Below are 21,276 nucleotides of genomic sequence, written 5' to 3'. Positions count from 1 at the left end.
GGCACCGCCGCGTCCGCCCCGGGCTCAGCCGGTGATGGCGACCGGCGCGTCCCACGCGTCCCGGTCCACGGTGAGCGTGTAACCGCCCCTGGTCTCCTTGCTGTTGACCATGTACTGATGACCGCGGCTGTGGCCGGTGTACTGGGTCTTGCCCCACGGCCAGTCCGTGGTGGTGGTGTTCTGCTTGTCCCACAGGGCGTACCAGAGGTTGCCCGGAAGGTCCGTCTTGTTCGTCGCGGTCGCGACGGCCTTGGCGCTGGAGCTGCTGAAGCCGTAGAAGCCGGCGCGGTACGTCTTGGCGCGCAGCGTCTTGGTGAAGGAGCGGACGTAGGTGAGCACCGCGTCGTTGCACGACTTGTTGGTGATGTCGTACGGCTCCATGTCGAGGTAGATCGCGCTGCCGGCCTTCATCCCGAGCGCCGAGGCCTTGGCCACCGCGTCCGCGCCGTCCTTCGTGCCGAGGGAGGCGGCCGTGGAGGCGGTCAGCTTCTCGGGGTTGGTACCGGTCTGGCAGGACGGCTGGGCGCCGACGTAGATCGGGATGAGCTTCCAACCGAGCGAACTGACCGACTTCACCCAGGACGCCGTGAGGTTGGGCTGGCTGCAGCCGCGGTTCTTGCCGCCCACGTACACGGCTGCCGCACCGTACAGACCGCCCTTCCATGCCTTCATCGCGGACAGCGAGGGCGCGGTGCAGGTGTCGAAGGCGCGGCCCGTGTAGGTCTTCTGGGCGGGCCAGGTCGTGGCCGCCATCGAGGTCTGCGCGGCGATCCCGGCCCCCGCGACCACGGCAGCGCCCGTCACCCCCCAGGCGATGTATCTGCGCTTCCTGGACAGCCGGTGATTCGACATGAAGGTCCCCACCCATGATCGATCGTGTATGACACAAACGGAGGCAACCTAGTGGTTGGTGCTTCCGTGATCGGAAAACGTAACCCCCCGGGCCCCACAAGATTTCTCCAAAGCCCGGCAAAAGCAAGGGCCTCGGACGTCGCTCAGCCGCGCACCTGCCCCAGCCACTGGAGCGTCCGTCGGACGTCCACGGCCAGCGGATGACCTGGGCCCCGCAGCCGTTCGACCTCGTGCAGGAGCCGTGCGAGCGTGTCGTGGGCGGCCGCCCGGTCGCCCAGTGCCAGCAGCAGATGGCCGATGCGGCGGCGGACGTCATGGGCGAGTTCGGGGTCGCCCGCCACGTACTGGTTCTCGTAGTACGGCAGCAGTGCCCGGTACTCGGCGAGCGCCGCGGCCGGATCGCCCAGTTGCTCGAGGCACTGCGCGGCGTCGAAGCGGAAGCGCAGGGCCTGAGGGTCCGCCTGGCCCACCTCGGCGGCGCGTTCGTCCGCGAGGCGGCGGAGTTCGGGCAGCGCCCGCCGGTACTGGCCGTCGTCCATGAGGGTCGCCGCGTACTGCTTGCGCAGCGTGCGGACGACCGGAGAGTGCTCGCCGTGCTGGGAGGCCGCCGCCGGGAGGATCGCGCCCAGTATGTCGACGGCCTGGGTGATGCGGCCTTCGCCGAGCAGCCGCTTGACCTCGTCGACGGCACCGGCGACATCGGGCTTCTCGACCGCGGGCGCCGCCTGCGGCCGGGGCGCCGGGGTGCGCGCCCGATCGGGCCATGGGGCGTACGGGCGCAGGAAGGGCCGGGTGGGGTCGAGCGGGGCGCCCGTGGGTATGCCGCGCGCCGGGAGCAGCGGAAGCAGGTGCTCGTACGTCTCCTGGGCCGAGGCGGGGCGGTGCTGCGGGTCCTTGGCGAGCAGACGCAGGACGAGCGATTCGAGCGGCTCCGGCACCTCGGGGCGCAGCCGGCGCACCGGAACCGGGGGCTCGTAGAGGTGGCGGTGCAGCACCCCGAGCGCGGTGGCGCCGGTGAACGGCACGTCCCCGCTGAGGAGTTCGTGCATGAGCACACCGAGGGCGTACAGGTCGGTGTACGGGCCGACGGCCCCGCCCATCGCCTGCTCGGGCGCCATGTAGGCCGGCGAGCCGATGGGGGAACCGGTATGGGTGAGGCGGGTGGTGTCGGTGTCCATGACCGAGGCCACGCCGAGATCCAGGACGGTGACCGTACCGTCCTGCTTGACCATCACGTTCCGCGGCTTGAGATCCCGGTGGATGATCGGCACGGCGTGCACCGCGGACAGCACGGCGCACAGTTGGGCGGCGACCGCCACCACCCACTGCCAGGGGTAGGGATCGTGCTCCGCGAGGTGGTCGGCGAGGTCGGCCCCGTCGACGTACTGCATGACGAGGTACAGCTCCTCCCCCTCGCTGCCGGCGTCGTGCACGGTGACCAGCCCCGGGTGGTCGACCTGCGCGGTCACCCGGCACTCCCGCGCGAAACGGCTGCGCAGTTCGTCGGCCTCGTGGCCGGCCACCTTGTCGGGACGCAGCAGCTTGACGGCCACCCGGCGGTCCAGCCGCTGGTCGTACGCCGTCCAGACCTGGCCCATACCGCCTTGGCCGATGAGCGTCGACAGTTCGTAGCGGCCGGCGACGACGCGTCCGGTCGCCACGCTCACCTACCGTCCTCGTGCTTGCGAAGGTAGTCGCTCAGTTCGTCCAGTTCGGCGCGTACCTGGTCGATGCGGGCAGGCGCGGGACGCTGCGGTGGCGGGGTCGGCGGCGTGTACTGCGGCGGATGCTGCGCCGCCTGGTACGGCTGGGGGACCGGTGGATATCCGTAGCCCTGCGGCGGCGGCTGCGGCGGCAGGTAGGCGCCCGTCTGCTGCGGTGCGGGGCCGAGGGGAGGCTGGGCTCGGTGGTGGCGTATGTCGAACACCAAGAAGTAGGCACCGCTGAACGCGCCGAGGATGAGGACCATCGCCAGCGCGACGTCGCCCCGGTGGTCGCTCTCGGGGACGGATCCGACGACGGCGAGGCAGCCGATGGCCACCGGAAGACTGATCCAGGCCAGCAGCCAGTCCGTCCGCCTGCCACGCAGCACTGCCACCCGGAACAGCGGCAGGCAGGAGAGCAGCCCGCAGCTGAGGAAGCCCGCGATGACGAACAGCACCCGCAGGGTGATGACGGTGCCCGACGTGCGGGTGGGCGGCGCCGCGCCGTGGCCGTACATGACTGCTCCTGGGACCGGGTGAGGACGAGCGTACGAGTGTCGAGGTCCGAGCGTATAGCCCGGCTCGGACACACGGTCACGGGTTGCACCGAACCGTTGTCCTTGTGATCCGGTCGAGGCGTCGGGCGGGGCGCGGGATGCGGGTGCGGCGGCCCGGGTGCGCCCGTCAGTCCGGCGCGACCCTGCCGTCCGTCAGTCCGTCGTACAGGCCGCGCACGAGTTGGTCACCTAGGCGGCCCGCGAGGCGCAAGGTGTCCTCGAACGCGGCGAGCGCCCGGAAGCGCGCGCCGTAACGGCGCTGCTTGTCGAGCGGCAGCCTCGGCAGTTGGAGCCGGCGCACGTCGAGCCGGGTCGCGGTGGAGGCGTAGCTGCTGGCCTGGCGGTTGTTGGCGGTGCCGCGCAGGAAACCGGCGAGGAACCAGGGATCGACGGCGGCCGGGTCGGGGCGCAGCAGCGTGAGGTTGCGCCCGAGCGCCGCCCCCGCGGTCGCCTCGTCGATCACCCGCGCGACGGCGCCGCCGCCCAGGACCGGGACGACCACGTCGCCCTCCTCGACGAGGACCGGGTCCTCCCCGGAGTCGGGCAGCGTGCCGGAGGGCGCGACACCGGCGACGACGTCGTGGTCGGTGAGCACACGCGCATGGGGGCCGTGTCCGCCGGTCCGCATCACCAGCGCGCCCGCACGGGCCAGTTCGCCGACCGTGGTGATCGGCCAGCGGCCCTGTTCGGTGGTGTCGGCGGCGGGCGGGGCGAGGTCGGCGGTGAGGCGGAGGGTCTCGTCCAGGCGTGCCCGCAGGGCACCGAGCTCCTCGGCGCCGCCGCCCGCCGCGGCAGGCGGCAGATGGCGGGCGGGGGCCAGATCGACGTCGTCGTCGAGGAGTTCGATGACGGGAACGGACCGGCTCAGGCCCGGCACCGAAGGTGCGCTGCCGTTGCGGGCGAACCGGCGCCAGGCGTCGAGCATCATCGAGCGCACCGCCTGCCAGTCGGGTCCGCCCCGTCCCTCGGCCGTGAGTGCCCCGGCGTCCGCGACCAGCAACTCGGGCTGTACGGCGGCCGATGCGGGGCGGCGCAGCACCCACAGGTGCAACGGGATGTTGTGCGGTGGTGCCGCACCGGCGGGCAGGGCGAGCACGGCCCGCAGGGCGCCGCGGCGCAGCAGATCGGCACGGATGCGGCGGCCGGAGCGCCGGGAGGCGGCAGCGGGCGGCATCAGCAGGACAGCGGTGCCGCCGTCCTTGAGACGGGCCAGCGCATGCTGCACCCAGGCGAGTTCGGACTCCATACGGGCCGGGAAGCCGTACTCCCAGCGGGGGTCGTAGGCGAGTTCGTCGTGGCCCCAGTTGCGCTCGTTGAACGGCGGGTGGCACAGCACGGCGTCTGCCCGGAGGGTGTCGAAGGCGTCGGCCCGGAGGCTGTCGCCCGCTGCGGTGCGCACGGCCGCCTTCGTGTGCAGCGTGAGGCGCAGCGCGCTGAGCGCGGCGAGATGCTGGTCGCTGTCCTGGCCGTGCAGTTCCTGGGCGGGAGCGGGAGCGACGGCCCGCAGCAGGGCGCCCGTGCCGCAGGCCGGGTCGAGAACCGTCCGGGCGGGGCCGGCGAGGTCCGCCATCAGGGCGGCGAGATCGCCCGGGGTGAGCGTGTACTGGCGTGGGTTGGCGTCGAGATGGCGTCCGAGCAGGAACTCGTATGCCCCTGGAGCGCCCAGCTCGGCGGCGAGCTGGGCGGCGGCGCGCAGCAGCGGGGCGGAGGGCAGGAGCTCGGCGGGTGTGGGGACCGGCACGCCCGTGCGGGGGGTGAGCACCTGCTCCAGGGCCGTGGGCAGCAGTTCCGCGAGTCGGGCGTCCGAACCGGCGCTCGCCTCCTTCCAGACCGTCGGCCGGTCGTGGACGAGCACCAGGGCGCAGCCCGCGTGCACCAGGGCCGTGACGGGTCCCTCCGGGTGGCCGGCGGTCTGCTGCCACACGCGCTCCCGCAGGGGCACCTCGGCCAACTTTCCCTGGCGGCGCAGCCATTCCTCGATGTCGGCGAGGGCGAAGGAGGGACTTGTCTCGGTGCCGCCGATCGGCTTGGGGAAGTCCGTATGGCGGCGGCGCCAGTTGCTGACGGCGGCGCGGCCGACACCCGCGAGCCGGGCGATCCCGGCGGCGGTCACCTCTGTCCCGTTGTCCTGCACCCGCCCGGCTCCCCTCTGCCCTGTGCGGTCCGACTGCCCGTGCGACGCCGTTGCCCGCGGTGGTCGTCGCGTGCGGTGCACCCGTCACATGGCGTCGAGCATACCGATACACGCAAGATCCACCCTTTCACGCGCGTGTACTCGACTCAAAAATGAGTTCGTGTTGACTCGGTTCACAAGCTCTGGTCTTATTGACTCATCGGACGAACGGCCGCCCGGGAAAGGCAGCGGCCACAGTCGGTACGGGGGAGGGGGACTGCCGTGGGCATCGGTACAGGCATCGTGTTGAGCGTCGTGACCTGCGACGTCGTCATCGGCAAGGCGTCGGCGAACGCGGATGCCCGAGCCGGCGGGGACGGCAGGGGGCCGTCCGCACCCGCGGGGCGGCGCTCCGGGCCATCACCGGACCGCACCGTGCGGACCTGCGCCCGGCGCTCCCGGCAGTGCGGCGAGAACGCCCCGCACTCCCCCGGGTCCGTCAAGGCGAACGCCGTCGTCACCTGAACCACCGTCGTCACCGTCGGCGTGCACGACGCCTGCTTCCGGGCGACGGACCGCCGGGCCGGGACGACGTCGTCCCGACTCGCCGCCCCACCGGGGCGGGCATGCCATCGCGCACCCGCACTCCTGCGGCTTCCACTCACTTCATTCCACGCCATCTCACCTCGAGGAACTCCCATGCGTCGCACCGCACTTGCCGCTCTCTGCCTCGCCGCCGCGGCCACCGCGGGACTCACCGGCTGCCTGCCCGGCCAGAACACGGCCGACGACAAGCCCAAGGGCCCGTTCGCCGGGATGACCGGGGGCGAGATCGCCGACCGGGCCGTGAAGGCCACCACCGATGCGACGTCGCTGCGTATCAAGGGCGATGTCCCCGACGACGAGAGCGCGGGCACGATCCGGATCGACATGGCCCTGAACAAGAAGGGCGAGTGCGCCGGCACGATGAACATGAGCGGACAGGGCAAGGCCGACCTGGTCAAGAGCGGCGACACCGTCTACATGAAGTACGACGAGGCGTTCCTGCGCGCCCAGGGCAAGGGCGAGTCCAAGGCCGACACCGACGCGGTGGTGGCCATGATGGCCGGCAAGTGGACCAAGATGTCGGCCAAGGGCCAGGACGCCAAGGACATCGCGGGCTTCTGCGACCTCAACACGGTGCTGGCCGACGCCCGGAACGTGAACTCGGACGCGACCCGCGGCCGGACGACCACGGTCGACGGCACTTCGGCGATCGTCCTGGAGGAGAAGGAAGGCAGCGACCGCTACACGCTGTACGTCGCCGCCGAGGGCAAGCCCTACCTCCTGAAGGTCACCAGCACCTCCAAGAAGGACCCGGGCACGATCGTCTTCACGGACTACGAGAAGCCCGTTCCGGCCGCCGCGCCCAAGGGCGACGTCCTCGACCTGGACAAGCTGGGCGGCTGACATGAACCGGGCGGTGCGGTCGGGGCCGAACGGAGGGGGCGGCCCCGCCCGCACCGACCCACGGCGCCCTTCACGACCGGAGCCCTGCCCGCATGTCGCGCCTCGGCGAAGGCACACCGTCCGGCGGTGCGGACACGCGGGCACAGGCGGCCGGACGGGCGGACGGGCGGGCGGCAGGGATCCGGCACCCGTCACACAGGGCACGCGCAGGTGGGAGCGGTCAGCCGCCGCACTGGGCCAGCATCGCCTGCTTGTCGGCGGCCGTGACGGGAAGGTCGTACTTCTGCGACACCTGGGCGAAGCGCACCGCGTAGGAACAGCGGATCCCCTTGCTCGGGGGCAGCCAGGCGGCCGGGCCCGAGTCGCTCTTGGAGCCGTTGGTGGGGCCGTCCACCGGGATCAGGTTGAGCGGGTCGTTGGCGATGTCCTCGCGCTTGCCCTTCGTCCAGTGCGCGGCGCCCATCTGCCAGTCGTAGGAGAGCGGCATCACGTGGTCTATCTGGATCGTGGTGGCACGGGACTTGGTCCACTCGATCGTCTTGCCAGTGTAGGGGTCGTGCAGCGTCAGGGAGGTGACGACGCAGTCCGAGCCCGACCGGAAGCGGACCTGCTCCCCGTCACGCTTCAGGAGATCGTTCCTGGAATCGCACCCGTTGTGCGCGAAGGGAATGCCGCCGGGGGCGGAGTCCATCCAGGCGTACCCGAACTTGTCCCGCTCGTAGCCCGTCTTGGGGCCGCGCCCCTTTGTGGCCACCTTCTCGATCAGCGTGCGCGCCTTCGCCTTGTCCGCCGCCGAGGTGATCGCGGCCAGTCCCGGCTTCGTGCCGTCGGGGTTGTCCAGCGGGCTCACCGCGCGACCGCTCTGTGCCGGGACACCGGCGCCCGAGGCGGAGCCGTCGATGGGGAAGTCGGCGCTGTCGCAGCCCGTGAGCAGCAGCCCGGTGCCGAGCAGGGCCGCGGACGCCACAAGGACGCGCCGGGTTCCGCCGATGTGCCTCATATGCCTCTCGGAACGCATGGCGCCCCGCCCTCCCCTTGCCCGTAGCACTCGTCCGAACCGCCCCCCGTGGGCACGGTTTCCCTGATCTCACCGTAGCGGCCGGGACGTCATGCCCACACCACCGCCCGGCGGTCGACCGGGTGCACGCCGGGCGCGTACGGCCGGCCGGGGCGCGCTCGGCCGGTCCCGGGGCCGGGGACTGCCCCGCCGAACCGTTCGGCCCCCGTCGCCGCCTTGGCGCTTCCTCATACCTTCCCGATGCCGAGCGTCGTCTCGGAGGGGAGCAGACCCGAGCTCAGCGCGGCCACCCAGAACTCACCCAGCAGGTCGGCCAGTTCGGCCGCCGCGGCCGGGCCCGACGCCAGCCAGGGCTGTGCGGCGAGCTCATCGGTGTGCTGCTCGACCCGGCGCCTCAGCTCGCGGCCGGCCTCTGTCGCCGTGCCGTCCTGGTTCACCAGGCCGCGGGCAACGAGCCGGTCCCGGGCCGCCGCCCACTCCTGGGACGTCCAGCCCCGGCTCTCGAAGCGCTCCACCGAAGCCGCGCCTATCGCGGCGAAGGAGACCAGGGACTCGACCGGGTCCAGGCCCGCGACGAGGAGGGCCGCGAGATGGCCGTCACCGCGGTGCTCGCGCAGGATCGTGGCCGCGTGCCACAGCTGCTGGTGCGGCGCTCGGGGCCAGGGCAGTTCGGCGTTGGCGGCGGCGAGGGGGCGGCCGGCGGTGTTCGCGGCCTCGGCCGCGCGACGGGCGAGCGCGGCGGCCCTCGCGAGTTCGGGGCTGTCGACACGGTCGCTCAGTATCGACCGGTAGACCCGGTCGACCGCCCGCTCCCGTGCCTTCAGCACGGCCTCCGGACGCGCGACGCGCCATGCGGGAACGATGTTCTCGGCGACCATGCGCGGGCTGAAGCTGTAGAAGGCGGAGGCCGCACGCTCACCGCCGACGGCACCCAACGGCGCGGCGCGGTACGGGAAGTAGCTCGGCCAGCGCTCCCCGATGCCGTACCCGAGCGCGGCCGCTTCCTCGAAGGCCTCGGGCGCGTAGTAGAGCAGTGCGTGCAAAGGCTCGAGCAAGTGCCACAACTGCCTTACCCGGCCCGGCTCGACCGCGTCGCGCTCCCCCGCGACCCCGGCGCTCGTCGGGCTCTCGACATTCCCGGACATGACCCACCCCTCGTCTCGGCCACCATGGAACTTGACACTGACTAGATTGCCGGACCCCACTGAACTTGTCAATGCCTAGATTCCGCGTACGCTGCTGGACATGACCGCCGCCAGGACCGCGAAGACCACCCGGACCGCGAACGACACCACGACCACGTCGGCCGCCGACCCCGCCGGGACCGAGGAAGCCGTGCGGGACGCGGGGACCGGCCGGGCCGAAGAGGCCGCGCGGCCCGAGGAGGCCGAAGGGCCGCCCTCCCGCCGCTACCACCACGGCGACCTGCGCCGCGCGATCCTGTCCGCGGCCCTCGACGTCATCAGCACCGACGGCCCGTCCGCGCTCAGCCTGCGCGATCTGGCCCGTCGCGCGGGCGTCTCGCACGCGGCTCCCGCCCATCACTTCAAGGACCGCACCGGCCTGCTCACGGCGATCGCGGCCGAGGGTTACGCCCTGCTCGCCGCGGCGCTCGGCGACGCCGACGGCCTGCGCGACGCCGGCGTCCGCTATGTGCGATTCGCGACCGGGCATCCGGCCCATTTCCAGGTGATGTTCACACCGGAGCTGCTGCGCGGGAACGACGTGGAACTGACGGCGGCCCGGGCTCTGGCGGGCGAGCGCCTGCGCACGGCCGTCGCGGACTCGGAGTCGGCGGGCCGTGCCGCCGACGCCCGCCTCGCCGGTGTCGCCGCCTGGTCCCTGGCCCACGGCTTCGCGACACTCCTCCTCGGCCACAATCTCGACGCCCCGATCGGCGACCGGGACCCCGAGGAGGTCTTCCGCACGCTGGCCGGGATGCTGTTCCGCTCCGGCTGAGAAGGCACCGGAGAACAGGGCGCCGACGGAACCGACGCCCGAGGGCGACACACCGGCGGACGGAAGGCCGGTGGGCCCCGGCGGTCCGCCGGGGCCCGCGGCCCGAACCGTACGGGCCCCTAGGACCCGAGGATCGAGGTCAGGAACTCCCCGACCCAGCCCAGCAGTTCCCGGCCGACCAGCGGCTTTCCGCCCACCTTCGCGGTCTTCGGGCGCGGCACCAGGACCTGGTGGGCCGTCGGCTTGATGACCGTGCCGGGGTAGAGCCGCTTGACCCGCAGCTCCTGGGACTCCCTCAACTCCACCGGGGCGAAGCGGATGTTGTTGCCCTGCAGCACGATCTCGCCGACGCCGCAGGCACGGGCGAGCATGCGCAGGGCCGCCACCAGGAGGAGGTTCTCGACAGGCTCGGGCAGCTTGCCGTAGCGGTCGACGAGTTCCTCGCGGACGGACTTGATGTCCTCCTCCGTGTTCACGGAGGCGATCGCACGGTAGGCCTGCAGACGCAGCCGCTCGCCCGGGGCGTAGTCGTGCGGGACGTGTGCGTCGACCGGGAGCTCGATCTTCACCTCGAGCGGCGGCTCCTCCTCCACCCCGCCGTCCAGGGACGCGCGGTAGTCGGCGACGGCCTCACCGACCATCCGCACGTACAGGTCGAAGCCGACGCCCGCGATGTGGCCCGACTGCTCGCCGCCGAGGAGGTTGCCCGCGCCTCGGATCTCCAGGTCCTTCATCGCCACGTACATGCCCGCGCCCATCTCCGTGTGCTGGGCGATCGTCGCGAGGCGTTCGTGGGCGGTCTCCGTGAGGGGCTTCTCCGGCGGGTACAGGAAGTAGGCGTAACCGCGCTCGCGGCCCCGGCCCACACGACCGCGGAGCTGGTGCAGCTGGGAGAGGCCGAAGTTGTCGCCACGCTCGACGATCAGGGTGTTCGCGTTCGAGATGTCGATACCGGACTCGACGATCGTCGTGGAGACCAGGACGTCGTACTTCTTCTCCCAGAAGTCGACGACCACCTGTTCCAGCGTCTGCTCCGACATCTGGCCGTGGGCCGTGGCGATCCGCGCCTCGGGGACGATCTCGCGCAGGCGCGCCGCGGCACGGTCGATCGACTCCACCCGGTTGTGGATGTAGAAGACCTGGCCCTCGCGCAGCAGTTCACGGCGGATGGCGGCGCCGATCTGCTTCTCCTCATAGGGGCCCACGAAGGTCAGGACCGGGTGCCGCTCCTCCGGCGGGGTCGTGATGGTGGACATCTCGCGGATGCCCGTCACGGCCATCTCCAGCGTGCGCGGGATGGGCGTCGCCGACATGGTGAGCACATCGACGTTCGCGCGCAGCTTCTTCAGCTGCTCCTTGTGCTCGACGCCGAAGCGCTGCTCCTCGTCGACGATGACCAGGCCCAGGTCCTTGAACTTGGTCTCCGAGGAGAACAGCCGGTGCGTGCCGATGACGAGGTCGACCGAGCCGTCCCTGAGTCCCTCCAGGACCGCCTTCGCCTGCGTCTCCGTCTGGAAGCGGGACAGCGCCCGCACGTTCACGGGGAACTGCGAGTACCTCTCGCTGAACGTGCCGAAGTGCTGCTGCACCAGCAGGGTGGTGGGGACGAGGACGGCGACCTGCTTGCCGTCCTGCACGGCCTTGAAGGCCGCCCTGACCGCGATCTCCGTCTTGCCGTAGCCCACGTCGCCGCAGATCAGTCGGTCCATCGGGACCGACTTCTCCATGTCGTCCTTGACCTCGGCGATCGTGGTCAGCTGGTCGGGCGTCTCCACATAGGGGAACGCGTCCTCCAGCTCCCGCTGCCAGGGCGTGTCCCCGCCGAAGGCATGGCCGGGTGCCGCCATCCGCGCGCTGTACAGCTTGATCAGGTCCGCGGCGATCTCCTTGACCGCCTTCTTCGCGCGGGCCTTGGTCTTGGTCCAGTCGGCGCCGCCCAGGCGGTGCAGCGTCGGGGCCTCGCCGCCGACGTACTTGGTGATCTGCTCCAGCTGGTCGGTGGGGATGTACAGCCGGTCGCCGGGCTGGCCGCGCTTGGCCGGCGCGTACTCCACCACCAGGTACTCGCGGGTCGCGCCCTGCACGGTGCGCTGCACCATCTCGATGTAGCGGCCCACGCCGTGCTGTTCGTGGACGATGTAGTCGCCCGGCTCCAGGGTCAGCGGGTCGATGGTCTTGCGGCGCCGGGCCGGCATGCGGGTGCCGTCGCGTCCGGCCGCCTTCTGCCCGGAGAGGTCGGTCTCGGTGAGCACGGCGAGTCCGAGCGCGGGGTCCACGAAGCCGTAGTCGATCGAGCCGCACGCCACATGCACGAGCGATGGGGACATCTCCCCGAGGTCGGCGTCCAGACGGGCCGCGATGCCCTCGCCGCCCAGCACCTCGACCGTGCGCGACGCGGGGCCGTGGCCCTCGGTCACGAACACGGCGCGCCAGCCGTCGGCGAGCCAGCCCTTGGTGTCGGCGAGTGCCTTCGCGGTGTCGCCGCGGTAGGTCTCGGTCGCGTGCATGCCGAGCTTGAGGGTGTCCCCGTCCAGGGAGTCCAGCTCGTCGTCGGCCGCGAACGGCGACACCGACCACCACAGCATGCCCAGCTCGCGGCCGCGCTCCCGGACGTCCGCGATGGACCACAGGGAGGCCGCGCCGACGTCGATCGGCGCCTCGCCGCCGCCCGCGGTGGCCGCCCAGGACGCCTGCAGGAACTCCTGGCTGGTGGCCACCAGGTCCGCGGCCCGGGTCCGCACCCGCTCGGGGTCGCAGACGACGGCCATGGCGCGCGCCGGCAGAACGTCCAGGAGGAGTTCCATGTCGTCGACGAGCACGGGGGCGAGGGACTCCATGCCCTCGACCGCGATGCCCTCGGCGATCTTGCCGAGCAGCTCGCCCAGCTCGGGGTGCGCCTCGGCGAGGGCGGCGGCCCGCCGCCGCACGTCGTCGGTCAGCAGCAGCTCACGGCACGGGGGCGCCCACAGGCCGTGCTCGGCGACCTCCAGGGAGCGCTGGTCGGCGACCTTGAAGTAGCGGATCTCCTCGACGTCGTCGCCCCAGAACTCGATGCGCAGGGGGTGTTCCTCGGTGGGCGGGAAGACGTCCAGGATGCCGCCGCGCACGGCGAACTCGCCGCGCTTCTCCACCAGCTCGACCCGGGAGTACGCGGCCGCGGCCAGCGCGCCCACGATCTCCTCCAGGTCGGCCCGCTGCCCGGTGCGCAGCGCGACCGGCTCCAGGTCGCCCAGCCCCTTGACCTGGGGCTGGAGCACGGAACGCACGGGGGCTACGACAACCGAGACCGGTCCGGTCTCCGGGTCGTCCGGCCTCGGGTGGGCGAGCCGTCTGAGGACGGCGAGCCGACGGCCGACGGTGTCGCTGCGAGGGCTGAGCCGCTCGTGCGGGAGGGTCTCCCACGACGGGTACTCCACCACGCCGTCGGGGGGCAGCAGGGAGCGCAGGGCAGCCGCCAGGTCCTCGGCCTCCCGGCCGGTCGCGGTCACGGCCAGCACGGGCCGGTCGGTCTCGCGGGCCAGGGCGGCGATCGCGAAGGGGCGTGCCGCCGGCGGGCCGACCAGGTCGACATGCATGCGGTTGCCGTCTGCGGCCGCCTGGATCGCTTCGGCGAGGGCGGTGTCCTTGACGACGGCGTCGAGCAGACCGTGCAGGCTCATGAAGGGGCATCCCGTCCCGGGTGGGCAACACGAACACCCGGCCGCGAGGTTTCGGGGGCCGGGGTTGTCCAGCGTACGACGCTGCGCGGGTGTACGCCGGGCCTGTGGACAACGCCCGCCGTCGCACGCCCGGCACGGAGTGCAACCGCCCCCCGGGGAATCCGCCGCGGCGGGGGGCTCGGAGCGGCCGACGCGCGAGGCCCGGTGCCGGGGAGCGGTCGCTCCCCGGCACCGGGCCTTCCCCCGTGCCCCCGTTCTCCCCGCCCGATGGCTACTCGGTGGCGATGGCGTTCAGCACGTTCATCCGGCCGGCGCGGAACGCCGGGATCAGGGCCGCGACCAGGCCCACGAACGCGGAGCCGATGAAGACCGCGATGATGGTGCCCCACGGGATCTCCAGGACCTGCAGCCCCTCCAGGGCCAGCAGCTTCTGGGCGGTCGCGCCCCAGCCCATGCCGAGGCCGAGGCCGAGCAGGGCACCGAAGAGGGCGATCACGACCGACTCCAGACGGATCATCCTGCGCAGCTGGCGGCGCGAGAGCCCGATCGCCCGCATCAGACCGATCTCCCGGGTGCGCTCCACCACGGACAGGGCCAGGGTGTTCACGACTCCCAGGACCGCGACGATGATCGCCAGTGCCAGCAGGCCGTAGATCATGTTCAGCAGCTGGCCGATCTGGTCCTTCAGTGCCTGCTTGTAGTCGGTCTGGTCCCGGACCGTGTACTGCGGATAGTCGTGCAGTGCCGACTTCAGCGACTTGTAGGCGGCCGTCTCCTGGCCGTCCTTGGCCGTGGCGAACACCAGGACGTCCAGCGGCATGCTGTCGGCCGGCACGTACTTCGCGGCCGTGGTGATCGACGCGTACATCGCGCCCTTGTCGATCACGACGTCGTCGCTGGTGATCGCGCGGACCGTCAGATCGGCCGTCCTGCCGTCCTTGAAGTCGACCTTCACGGTGGACCCGACCTTGATGCCGTGCTTCTTGGCGAAGCCTTCGAAGACGGACATCGAGTCCGGGCGGTAGGCGTCCGCCAGGTCTCCCGCGACCGTCTCGGTGCGCAGGTCCTGCGCGTAGGTCGGGTCGGCGGCGTTGATCGTCTCGTTCTTGGAGGTGCGTCCGTCGGGCGTGGTCAGTGCGGCGTCGAGCACCTTGTACTCGGTGACCCGTTCGAGATCCGGGGTGGACTTCACGGCCTTGACCGCCTGCGGGGTGATCAACTGCCCGCTGTCGCTCTGGATGATGAAGTCCGTGCCGACGCTCTTGTCGAGCTGGTCGGTCGCGGAGGCCACCATGGAGGAGCCGACGACCGAGAGGCAGGCCACCAGGGCCAGGCCGATCATCAGGGCCGCGCCCGTCGCGCCGGTGCGGCGCGGGTTGCGCAGGGCGTTGCGTTCGGCCATCCGCCCGACCGGGCCGAAGATCCGCAGGACGACCGCTCCGAGCGCCCGGACCACACCTCCCGCGAGCAGCGGTCCGACGGCGACGAAGCCGATCAGCGACAGGACCACGCCGAGGCCGAGCCAGAGCGAGCCGTCCGTGGCCTTGTCGGCCGCCGCCGCCAGGTACAGGCAGTAGCCGCCGGCGCCGGTGAGGAGCAGGCCGATCAGGGCCCGGATCCGTCCCGCCCTCGCGTCGGCCGGGGCACCCGCGTCGCGGAGCGCGGCCATCGGGGAGATCTTGCCGGCACGCCGGGCGGGCAGGTAGGCGGACAGGATCGTGACGACCACACCCAGCACGACACCGGCCACGGGGGTCGTCCAGGCGACCGTCAGATCACTGGTGGACAGATGCATGCCCATCGAGCCCATGAGCTTCATCAGGCCGACCGCGATGCCGACTCCCGCACCGACACCGAGAACGGATCCCGTCACCCCGAGCAGCAGGGCCTCGGTGAGCACCGAGCGGTTGACCTGGCGGCGCGAGGAGCCGATCGCCCGCATCAGACCGATCTCCCGGGTGCGCTGGGCGACCAGCATGGAGAAGGTGTTGATGATCAGGAAGATGCCGACCAGGAAGGCGATCCCGGCGAAGCCCAGCATCGCGTACTTCATCACGCTCAGGAAGCTCTCGACGTCCTTCTGGTTGGCGTCCGCGGTCTCCTTCGCGGTCTGCACCTTGTAGGCGCCGCCGATCCCGGCCGCCACGTTCTTCTTCAGCTGTGCGTCGCTGACGCCGCTGTCCGCGGTGACGTTGACGTTCGTGTAGACGCCGGTCTTCCCGACGAGCGCCTCCTGGGCTGTCCTGGTGTCCAGGTAGAAGATCGCGGCACCGGGGTTGGTGACGGTGAAGGTGGCGATTCCGGAGATCTTCGCGGAGTGCGTGCCGACGGCGCTGATCACGCCGATGTCGTCCCCGAGCTTCAGGTGGTGCTTGTCGGCGGTGTCGGCGTCGACCATGATCTGGTCGGTGCCCTCGGGCGCCGCACCCGAGGTGATCTTCATGGTGCGGGCGTCGTTGCCGTTCCAGCTGCCGACGATGGTGGGGGCGCCGCTCTTGGGCGACAGGTTGTTCTTGTCTGCGTCGACGACGGTCACCGAGGTGGAGAAGACCGTGCCCTCGGCGGACTTCACCCCCTGCGCCTTGCGCACCTCGCCGAGCACGGAGGCCGGCATGACGGGCGGCTTTCCGTTCCCGGACGTGGTCTCACCGGTGTCGGAGGCGCCCTTCGCACTGACCGTCACATCCGAGGACGTGACCGCGAAGAGTTTGTCGAAGGTCGTGTTCATCGTGTCGGTGAAGACGAGCGTGCCGCACACGAACGCCACCGACAGCAGGACGGCGACGGCCGACAGGGCCATGCGTCCCTTGTGCGCGAAGAAGTTGCGCATCGAGGTCTTCAGGACGGTCATGACGTACGCCCCCGGGCGTCGAAGTCCTTCATGCGGTCGAGGACGGTGTCCGCGGTCGGCTTGAGCATCTCGTCGACGATCCGGCCGTCCGCCAGGTAGAGCACGCGGTCGGCGTACGAGGCGGCGACCGGGTCGTGCGTGACCATCACGATGGTCTGGCCGAGCTCGTCGACCGAGCGGCGCAGGAAGCTCAGCACCTCGGCGCCGGCCCGTGAGTCCAGGTTTCCGGTCGGCTCGTCACCGAAGATGATCTCGGGGCGGGCCGCCAGGGCGCGGGCCACGGCGACACGCTGCTGCTGGCCTCCGGAGAGCTGGGTGGGGCGGTGCTTGAGGCGGTCGGCCAGGCCGACGGTCTCCACGACGCGGTTCAGCCACGCGCGGTCCGGCTTGCGGCCCGCGATGTCCATGGGCAGCGTGATGTTCTCGATCGCGTTCAGCGTGGGAAGCAGGTTGAACGCCTGGAAGATGAATCCGATGCGGTCCCGGCGCAGCTGGGTGAGCTTCTTGTCCTTCAGCCGGGTGATCTCGGTCTCGTCCAGGAAGATCTGGCCGCTCGTCACGGTGTCGAGCCCGGCGAGGCAGTGCATCAGGGTGGACTTGCCCGAGCCCGAGGGGCCCATGATCGCGGTGAACTGGCCACGCGCGATGTCCACGTCGACATGGTCGAGGGCGACGACCCGGGTCTCCCCGGAGCCGTACGCTTTGACGACCTGCCGCGCTCGCGCGGCTACGGCCGTACGCCCTCCAGTACCCCCGTGCCTGGGAATGGTCACGGCCGATGTCATGGCAAAGTCTCCTCTTGCGGTCGGTGGACGGGACGTGCGGTCCCGCGTCGCGGCGGGCGGTGCCCTGCCGCGTCGAACAGTCTGGTTCCGGGAGGGGCCCCGGCGCGCTGGTGCCCGGCCCCGTCTTCCGCTGGGGAAAACCCCACCCCTTCCGGTACGGCGGGCACGCCCCCGTGCGTCCCGGCCGCTCCCCAGCGGCGTAAAGCCAGGTTAAGAACGGACGGGGCGCGGCTCGTCCTCCGTCGGGACGAACCCTCCCCGAGCCCTGGTACGGAGCTACCCCTAGGGGCAGTCCACCGGAGGGTGGAGTCCTTCTCAGGGTGGGCTCCACCCACCTGCGGCATCAGGCTCCACCCTTCCGTCGCGTGAGGGTCAAGGATCTTCGGCTCCGGGGGGCGCCGGGGCCCTCACGGGCTCACGGAGTCGGCCTTACCGCGGGGTCCTGGTCGGTGAGAAACTTGCGTGCGGCAGACATGTGAAAGGGAGGGCATCCGGTGGGCAGTACAAGACCCGCGACACGAGAGGCCGTACGGCACACCGGATCCGCGAGGCGCGGCGCCGTCGTCGCCGCTCTGATGCTCGCGATGGCGCTCGCCGCGCTCGACTCGACGATCGTGTCGACCGCCGTGCCGCAGATCGTCGGCGACCTCGGCGGCTTCTCCGTCTTCTCCTGGCTGTTCTCGGGCTATCTGCTGGCCGTGACGGTGACGCTGCCCGTCTACGGCAAGCTCTCGGACACCATGGGCCGCAAGCCGGTACTGGTCGCGGGCGCGGTCCTCTTCCTGGTGGGCTCGCTGCTGTGCGCGGTCGCATGGAACATGGGTGCGCTGATCGCGTTCCGTGTCGTGCAGGGCCTGGGCGGCGGCGCCCTGCAGGGAACGGTGCAGACGCTCGCCGCGGATCTGTACCCGCTCAAGGAGCGCCCGAAGATCCAGTCCAAGCTGTCCACGGTGTGGGCGGTGTCCGCGGTCGCGGGCCCGGCGCTCGGCGGGGTGTTCGCCGCGTACGCCGACTGGCGGTGGATCTTCCTGGTCAATCTGCCGATCGGGGCGCTCGCGCTGTGGCTGATCGTCCGCCATCTGCACGAGCCGCACCGGGAACGGGGTCCCCGTCCCCGAATCGACTGGGCCGGGGCGCTCGCGGTGTTCGCCTGCGGTGGCGTCCTGCTGACGGCGCTGGTGCAGGGCGGGGTGGCCTGGCCCTGGCTGTCGGCACCCTCGCTGGCGCTGTTCGCCGCCGGACTCGCGCTGATCGCGGTCGTGGTGGCGATCGAGCGCCGGGCGGCGGAGCCGATCATCCCCGGCTGGGTGTGGCGGCGCCGTACGATCGCCGCGGTCAATCTGGCGCTCGGCGCGCTGGGGCTGCTGATGGTGGCCCCGTCGGTCTTCCTGCCGACGTACGCCCAGGCGGTCCTCGGCCTCGCCCCGGTCGCGGCCGGGTTCGTGCTCTCGGTGTGGACGCTCAGCTGGCCGGTGTCGGCGGCGCTCAGCCAGCACGTGTACCGCCGCATCGGCTTCCGGGACACCGCGCTGCTGGGCATCGGGCTCGCGGCGCTGATCCTGCTGGCCTTCCCCTTCCTGCCCTATCCGGGCTCCCCCTGGCAGCCGACGTTGCTGATGCTGCTGCTCGGCGGTGCGCTGGGACTCTTCCAGCTCCCGCTGATCGTGGGCGTGCAGTCGACGGTCGGCTGGTCGGAGCGCGGCACGACGACGGCGTCGGTCCTGTTCTGCCGTCAGACGGGCCAGACCGTGGGGGCGTCGGTGTTCGGCGCGATCGCCAACGGCGTCCTGGCGTCCCGGCTGGGCGGTGTCGGCGATCTGGACGCGGTGACGAGGGCCCTGGACAAGGGGTCCGTGCCGGAGGCGACCCGCCGGGCGATCGCGTCCGCGGTCCACTCGGTCTACCTGGGCGCGTCCTGCGCGGCCGCGCTCGCCTTCGTGGCCCTGCTCCTGCTGGCCCCACGCCGCTTCCCGGTGCTCAACGACTGACCGACGGCCGTGTCGACGCGGGCTCCCGCCGGTCCCGGCCCGCTGCCGCAGGGCCGCGCGGAGGCCGGCCAGGAGACGTTGAGTATTGAAGTAAACGTGGGTAACAACACAGGTCGGTGAAGGTAAGCGCATACCGACCGCTCAGTTCGGTGAAAAGCCCGCACGGTTCCCTACGCGCGGGTAACGTGCGTCGCCACCCCCCGCTCCCTGCGGTCCGCCGCCACGGACCCGAGCCGGCAAGGAGAATCGGGATGTCCGACGCCTTTCTGTCACCTCATTCGCCCCCCGAGTACACACCGCCGCACCACGCGCCACCGTCGCACGCGACCTATCCCTGGCAGCCGCACGCCGAACCGGTCCGCAGGCGGCTGCCACGCCACCAGCCGCTCGGACGCCACAGCGACCTGCGCGTGCTGCGCACCGCCTACCGCCGGCAGCGGCGCGTGGCCACCCTGACCGCGCTGGGCTACTTCACGTTCTTCCTGGTGCTGTCCGCGTTCGCGCCCTCCTTCATGACGGGCGAGGTCTCCGGCGGTCTCACCACCGGCATGCTGCTGGGCCTGATCCAGGTCCCCGTCACCTGCGTCGCGATCGCCGTCTACGAGTACACCGCCCGCCACACCGTCGACCCGATCGCCGACCGCATCCGCCGGCAGAGCGCGCTGGACGCCAAGCGGGAGGCCGCACGATGACCGCGGCCGCAGCCGGCGGGCTCACCGGATTCAGCAGTTCGGCGCAGACCATGTCGCTCGTGGCGTTCACCACAGTCGCCACCATCACGCTCCTGCTGTGCGTGATGACCGGCCCGGACCGGGACGATCTCGACGAGTTCTACACCGGCTACAGTTCCCTCTCCCCGATGAGCAACGGCCTCGCCATCGCGGGGGACTACATCTCCGCCGCCACCGTGCTCAGCACCAGCGGGATCATGGCGCTCACCGGGTACGACGGTGTCGTCCTCGCCCTGAGCACGGTCCTGTCGCTGATGCTGCTGATGTTCCTGCTGGCCGAACCCCTGCGCAACGCGGGCCGATTCACCATGGGCGACGCCCTGGCCCGGCGGATGCCGGGACGGGCTGTCCGCATGACCGCGTGCATCGTGACCCTCGCCGCGCTGCTGCCGATGATGCTCGTCCAACTCGCCGGGGCCGGGGACCTGCTGGCCTTCATCCTCGGCTTCTCCGGCGACTCCGTGAAGACGGGGTGCATCATCGGCCTCGGCACGCTGATGATCAGCTACGCGGCGATCGGCGGCATGAAGGGCACCGCCCTCATCCAGATCCTCAAGATCGTGATGCTGCTGGGCTCCGGCGCGACCGTCGCCGCGCTGATCCTGCGCCGCTTCGACTGGGACCCGGGCGCGTTGCTCACGGCGGCCGCGCAGAACAGCGGGGTCGGTTCCGCATTCCTGCACTCGGGACTCCAGTTCGCGGGCGGTCCCGCCCCCCGACTCGACATGATCAGTTCCGAGCTGACGGTGGTGCTCGGCGGCGCCTGCCTGCCACACATCACCATGCGCATGTACACGGCCAACAGCGCCCGGCAGGTGCGCCGCTCGCTGTCCTGGGCGGTGCCGTCGGTGACCCTGTTCGTGCCCATCATCACGGTCGTCGGGTTCGGCGCGACGGCCCTGATCGGGCGGGCGGCCGTCGCGGCCGCCGACCCGCAGGGCCGCACGGCCTATCTGCTGGGCTCCCGGGCGGCGTTCGGGCCGGACCTGTCCGCCGCCGCGACCCTGCTGTTCACCGCGGTGACGACGGCGATCTTCCTCACCCTGCTGGCGTCCGTGGCCGGAATGATCCTCGCCTGCGCCAACTCCCTCGCCCACGACGTGTTCGCCTCCCACGTACGGGACCTGACACCGCGCCGCGAGATGACGGCGGCACGCCTGTCGGCACTGGCGGTGGGCGCCCTGGCGATCCTGCTCGCCACCCTCGTCCAGCACCTGAGCCTTCAGCCGCTGGTGACGCTCTCGTTCTGCATCGGTGCGTCCGCGATCGCACCGGCACTCGTGTACAGCCTCTTCTGGCGCCGCTACACCCGAACCGGCCTGCTGTGGACGCTGATCGGCGGCACGGTGACGGTGGTGGTCCTGATGACCGGAACGAACCTGGTCTCGGGCTCCCCCACCTCGGCCTTCCCGAACGCCGACTTCAACTGGTATCCGTTCACCACCACCGGTCTCGTCTCCATCCCGCTCGGCTTCGCCTACGGCTGGCTGGGCACGATCGCCTCCGGCCGCCGCCAGGCCGCGGAGCAGCGCCGGCAGTACGAGGCGGTGGAGGGATGGATCCTGGCGGGGGCGGTGCGAAGGAGCGGCTGAAAAGGGGCACACCCGGAAC

The 21,276-nt window shown here is 71.4% G+C and carries 15 protein-coding genes; 6 read left to right on the top strand and 9 right to left on the bottom strand.

What is annotated here, in order from left to right; translation table 11 throughout:
• Window positions 1-24 precede the first annotated feature (24 nt).
• The 4 genes from RCR19_RS21815 to RCR19_RS21800 all read right to left on the bottom strand — a co-directional run bounded on the left by RCR19_RS21815 (window position 25) and on the right by RCR19_RS21800 (window position 5,246).
• Window positions 25-852 carry a glycoside hydrolase domain-containing protein gene (locus tag RCR19_RS21815; RefSeq protein ID WP_331266658.1) on the bottom strand — a complete coding sequence of 276 codons (828 nt, stop codon included), beginning with the start codon at window positions 850-852 and terminating at the stop codon, window positions 25-27.
• 143 nt (window positions 853-995) lie between these two features.
• Complete coding sequence (locus tag RCR19_RS21810) at window positions 996-2,477, bottom strand: serine/threonine-protein kinase (protein ID WP_331269514.1); 1,482 nt, start codon at window positions 2,475-2,477, stop codon at window positions 996-998.
• A gap of 38 nt (window positions 2,478-2,515) precedes the next feature.
• Entirely contained in the window at window positions 2,516-3,073 is a 558-nt protein-coding gene (locus RCR19_RS21805) for a hypothetical protein (RefSeq protein ID WP_331266657.1), read from the bottom strand.
• Between the two features lie 166 nt (window positions 3,074-3,239).
• Window positions 3,240-5,246, bottom strand: a complete 2,007-nt coding sequence (locus tag RCR19_RS21800) for an N-6 DNA methylase (protein WP_331266656.1) — start codon at window positions 5,244-5,246, stop codon at window positions 3,240-3,242.
• A 261-nt stretch (window positions 5,247-5,507) separates the two neighbouring features.
• Between RCR19_RS21800 and RCR19_RS21795 the strand changes: the two genes are divergently transcribed.
• Both RCR19_RS21795 and RCR19_RS21790 read left to right on the top strand, forming a co-directional pair.
• On the top strand, window positions 5,508-5,750 hold the full coding sequence (locus RCR19_RS21795; RefSeq protein ID WP_331266655.1) for a hypothetical protein: 243 nt from the start codon (window positions 5,508-5,510) through the stop codon (window positions 5,748-5,750).
• Between the two features lie 174 nt (window positions 5,751-5,924).
• Entirely contained in the window at window positions 5,925-6,674 is a 750-nt protein-coding gene (locus tag RCR19_RS21790) for a hypothetical protein (protein WP_331266654.1), read from the top strand.
• Window positions 6,675-6,894: 220 nt separating this feature from the next.
• Here the strand turns inward: RCR19_RS21790 and RCR19_RS21785 are convergent, their stop codons facing one another.
• Window positions 6,895-7,692 carry an HNH endonuclease family protein gene (locus RCR19_RS21785; protein ID WP_331266653.1) on the bottom strand — a complete coding sequence of 266 codons (798 nt, stop codon included), beginning with the start codon at window positions 7,690-7,692 and terminating at the stop codon, window positions 6,895-6,897.
• A 227-nt stretch (window positions 7,693-7,919) separates the two neighbouring features.
• Window positions 7,920-8,837 carry a hypothetical protein gene (locus RCR19_RS21780; RefSeq protein WP_331266652.1) on the bottom strand — a complete coding sequence of 306 codons (918 nt, stop codon included), beginning with the start codon at window positions 8,835-8,837 and terminating at the stop codon, window positions 7,920-7,922.
• Window positions 8,838-8,937: 100 nt separating this feature from the next.
• Between RCR19_RS21780 and RCR19_RS21775 the strand changes: the two genes are divergently transcribed.
• Window positions 8,938-9,651 (top strand): TetR/AcrR family transcriptional regulator, encoded by a 714-nt coding sequence (locus tag RCR19_RS21775; RefSeq protein ID WP_331266651.1) that lies wholly within the window; start codon window positions 8,938-8,940, stop codon window positions 9,649-9,651.
• A gap of 119 nt (window positions 9,652-9,770) precedes the next feature.
• Here RCR19_RS21775 and mfd read toward each other — a convergent pair whose 3' ends face one another.
• From mfd to RCR19_RS21760, 3 genes are all read right to left on the bottom strand, one after another.
• Window positions 9,771-13,310, bottom strand: a complete 3,540-nt coding sequence (gene mfd, locus RCR19_RS21770; RefSeq protein ID WP_331266650.1) for a transcription-repair coupling factor — start codon at window positions 13,308-13,310, stop codon at window positions 9,771-9,773.
• A 271-nt stretch (window positions 13,311-13,581) separates the two neighbouring features.
• Window positions 13,582-16,161, bottom strand: coding sequence for an FtsX-like permease family protein (locus tag RCR19_RS21765; RefSeq protein ID WP_331266649.1), 2,580 nt, complete (start codon window positions 16,159-16,161; stop codon window positions 13,582-13,584).
• Complete coding sequence (locus RCR19_RS21760; protein ID WP_331266648.1) at window positions 16,158-16,946, bottom strand: ABC transporter ATP-binding protein; 789 nt, start codon at window positions 16,944-16,946, stop codon at window positions 16,158-16,160. Before RCR19_RS21760 ends, RCR19_RS21765 begins: the two co-directional genes overlap by 4 nt.
• A 494-nt stretch (window positions 16,947-17,440) precedes the next feature.
• Between RCR19_RS21760 and RCR19_RS21755 the strand changes: the two genes are divergently transcribed.
• The 3 genes from RCR19_RS21755 to RCR19_RS21745 all read left to right on the top strand — a co-directional run bounded on the left by RCR19_RS21755 (window position 17,441) and on the right by RCR19_RS21745 (window position 21,257).
• Complete coding sequence (locus RCR19_RS21755; RefSeq protein ID WP_331266647.1) at window positions 17,441-18,934, top strand: MFS transporter; 1,494 nt, start codon at window positions 17,441-17,443, stop codon at window positions 18,932-18,934.
• Window positions 18,935-19,185: 251 nt separating this feature from the next.
• On the top strand, window positions 19,186-19,626 hold the full coding sequence (locus RCR19_RS21750; RefSeq protein WP_331266646.1) for a DUF485 domain-containing protein: 441 nt from the start codon (window positions 19,186-19,188) through the stop codon (window positions 19,624-19,626).
• Window positions 19,623-21,257, top strand: coding sequence for a cation acetate symporter (locus RCR19_RS21745; RefSeq protein ID WP_331266645.1), 1,635 nt, complete (start codon window positions 19,623-19,625; stop codon window positions 21,255-21,257). The genes RCR19_RS21750 and RCR19_RS21745 overlap by 4 nt, the downstream gene beginning before the upstream one ends.
• Window positions 21,258-21,276: the final 19 nt, after the last annotated feature.

Source organism: Streptomyces sp. WAC07094 (assembly GCF_036320405.1).
GTDB classification, from domain to species: Bacteria; Actinomycetota; Actinomycetes; order Streptomycetales; family Streptomycetaceae; genus Streptomyces; species Streptomyces lannensis.
Note: the sequence above shows the minus strand (reverse complement) of the source record. Positions and strands in the feature narration are given on the sequence as shown.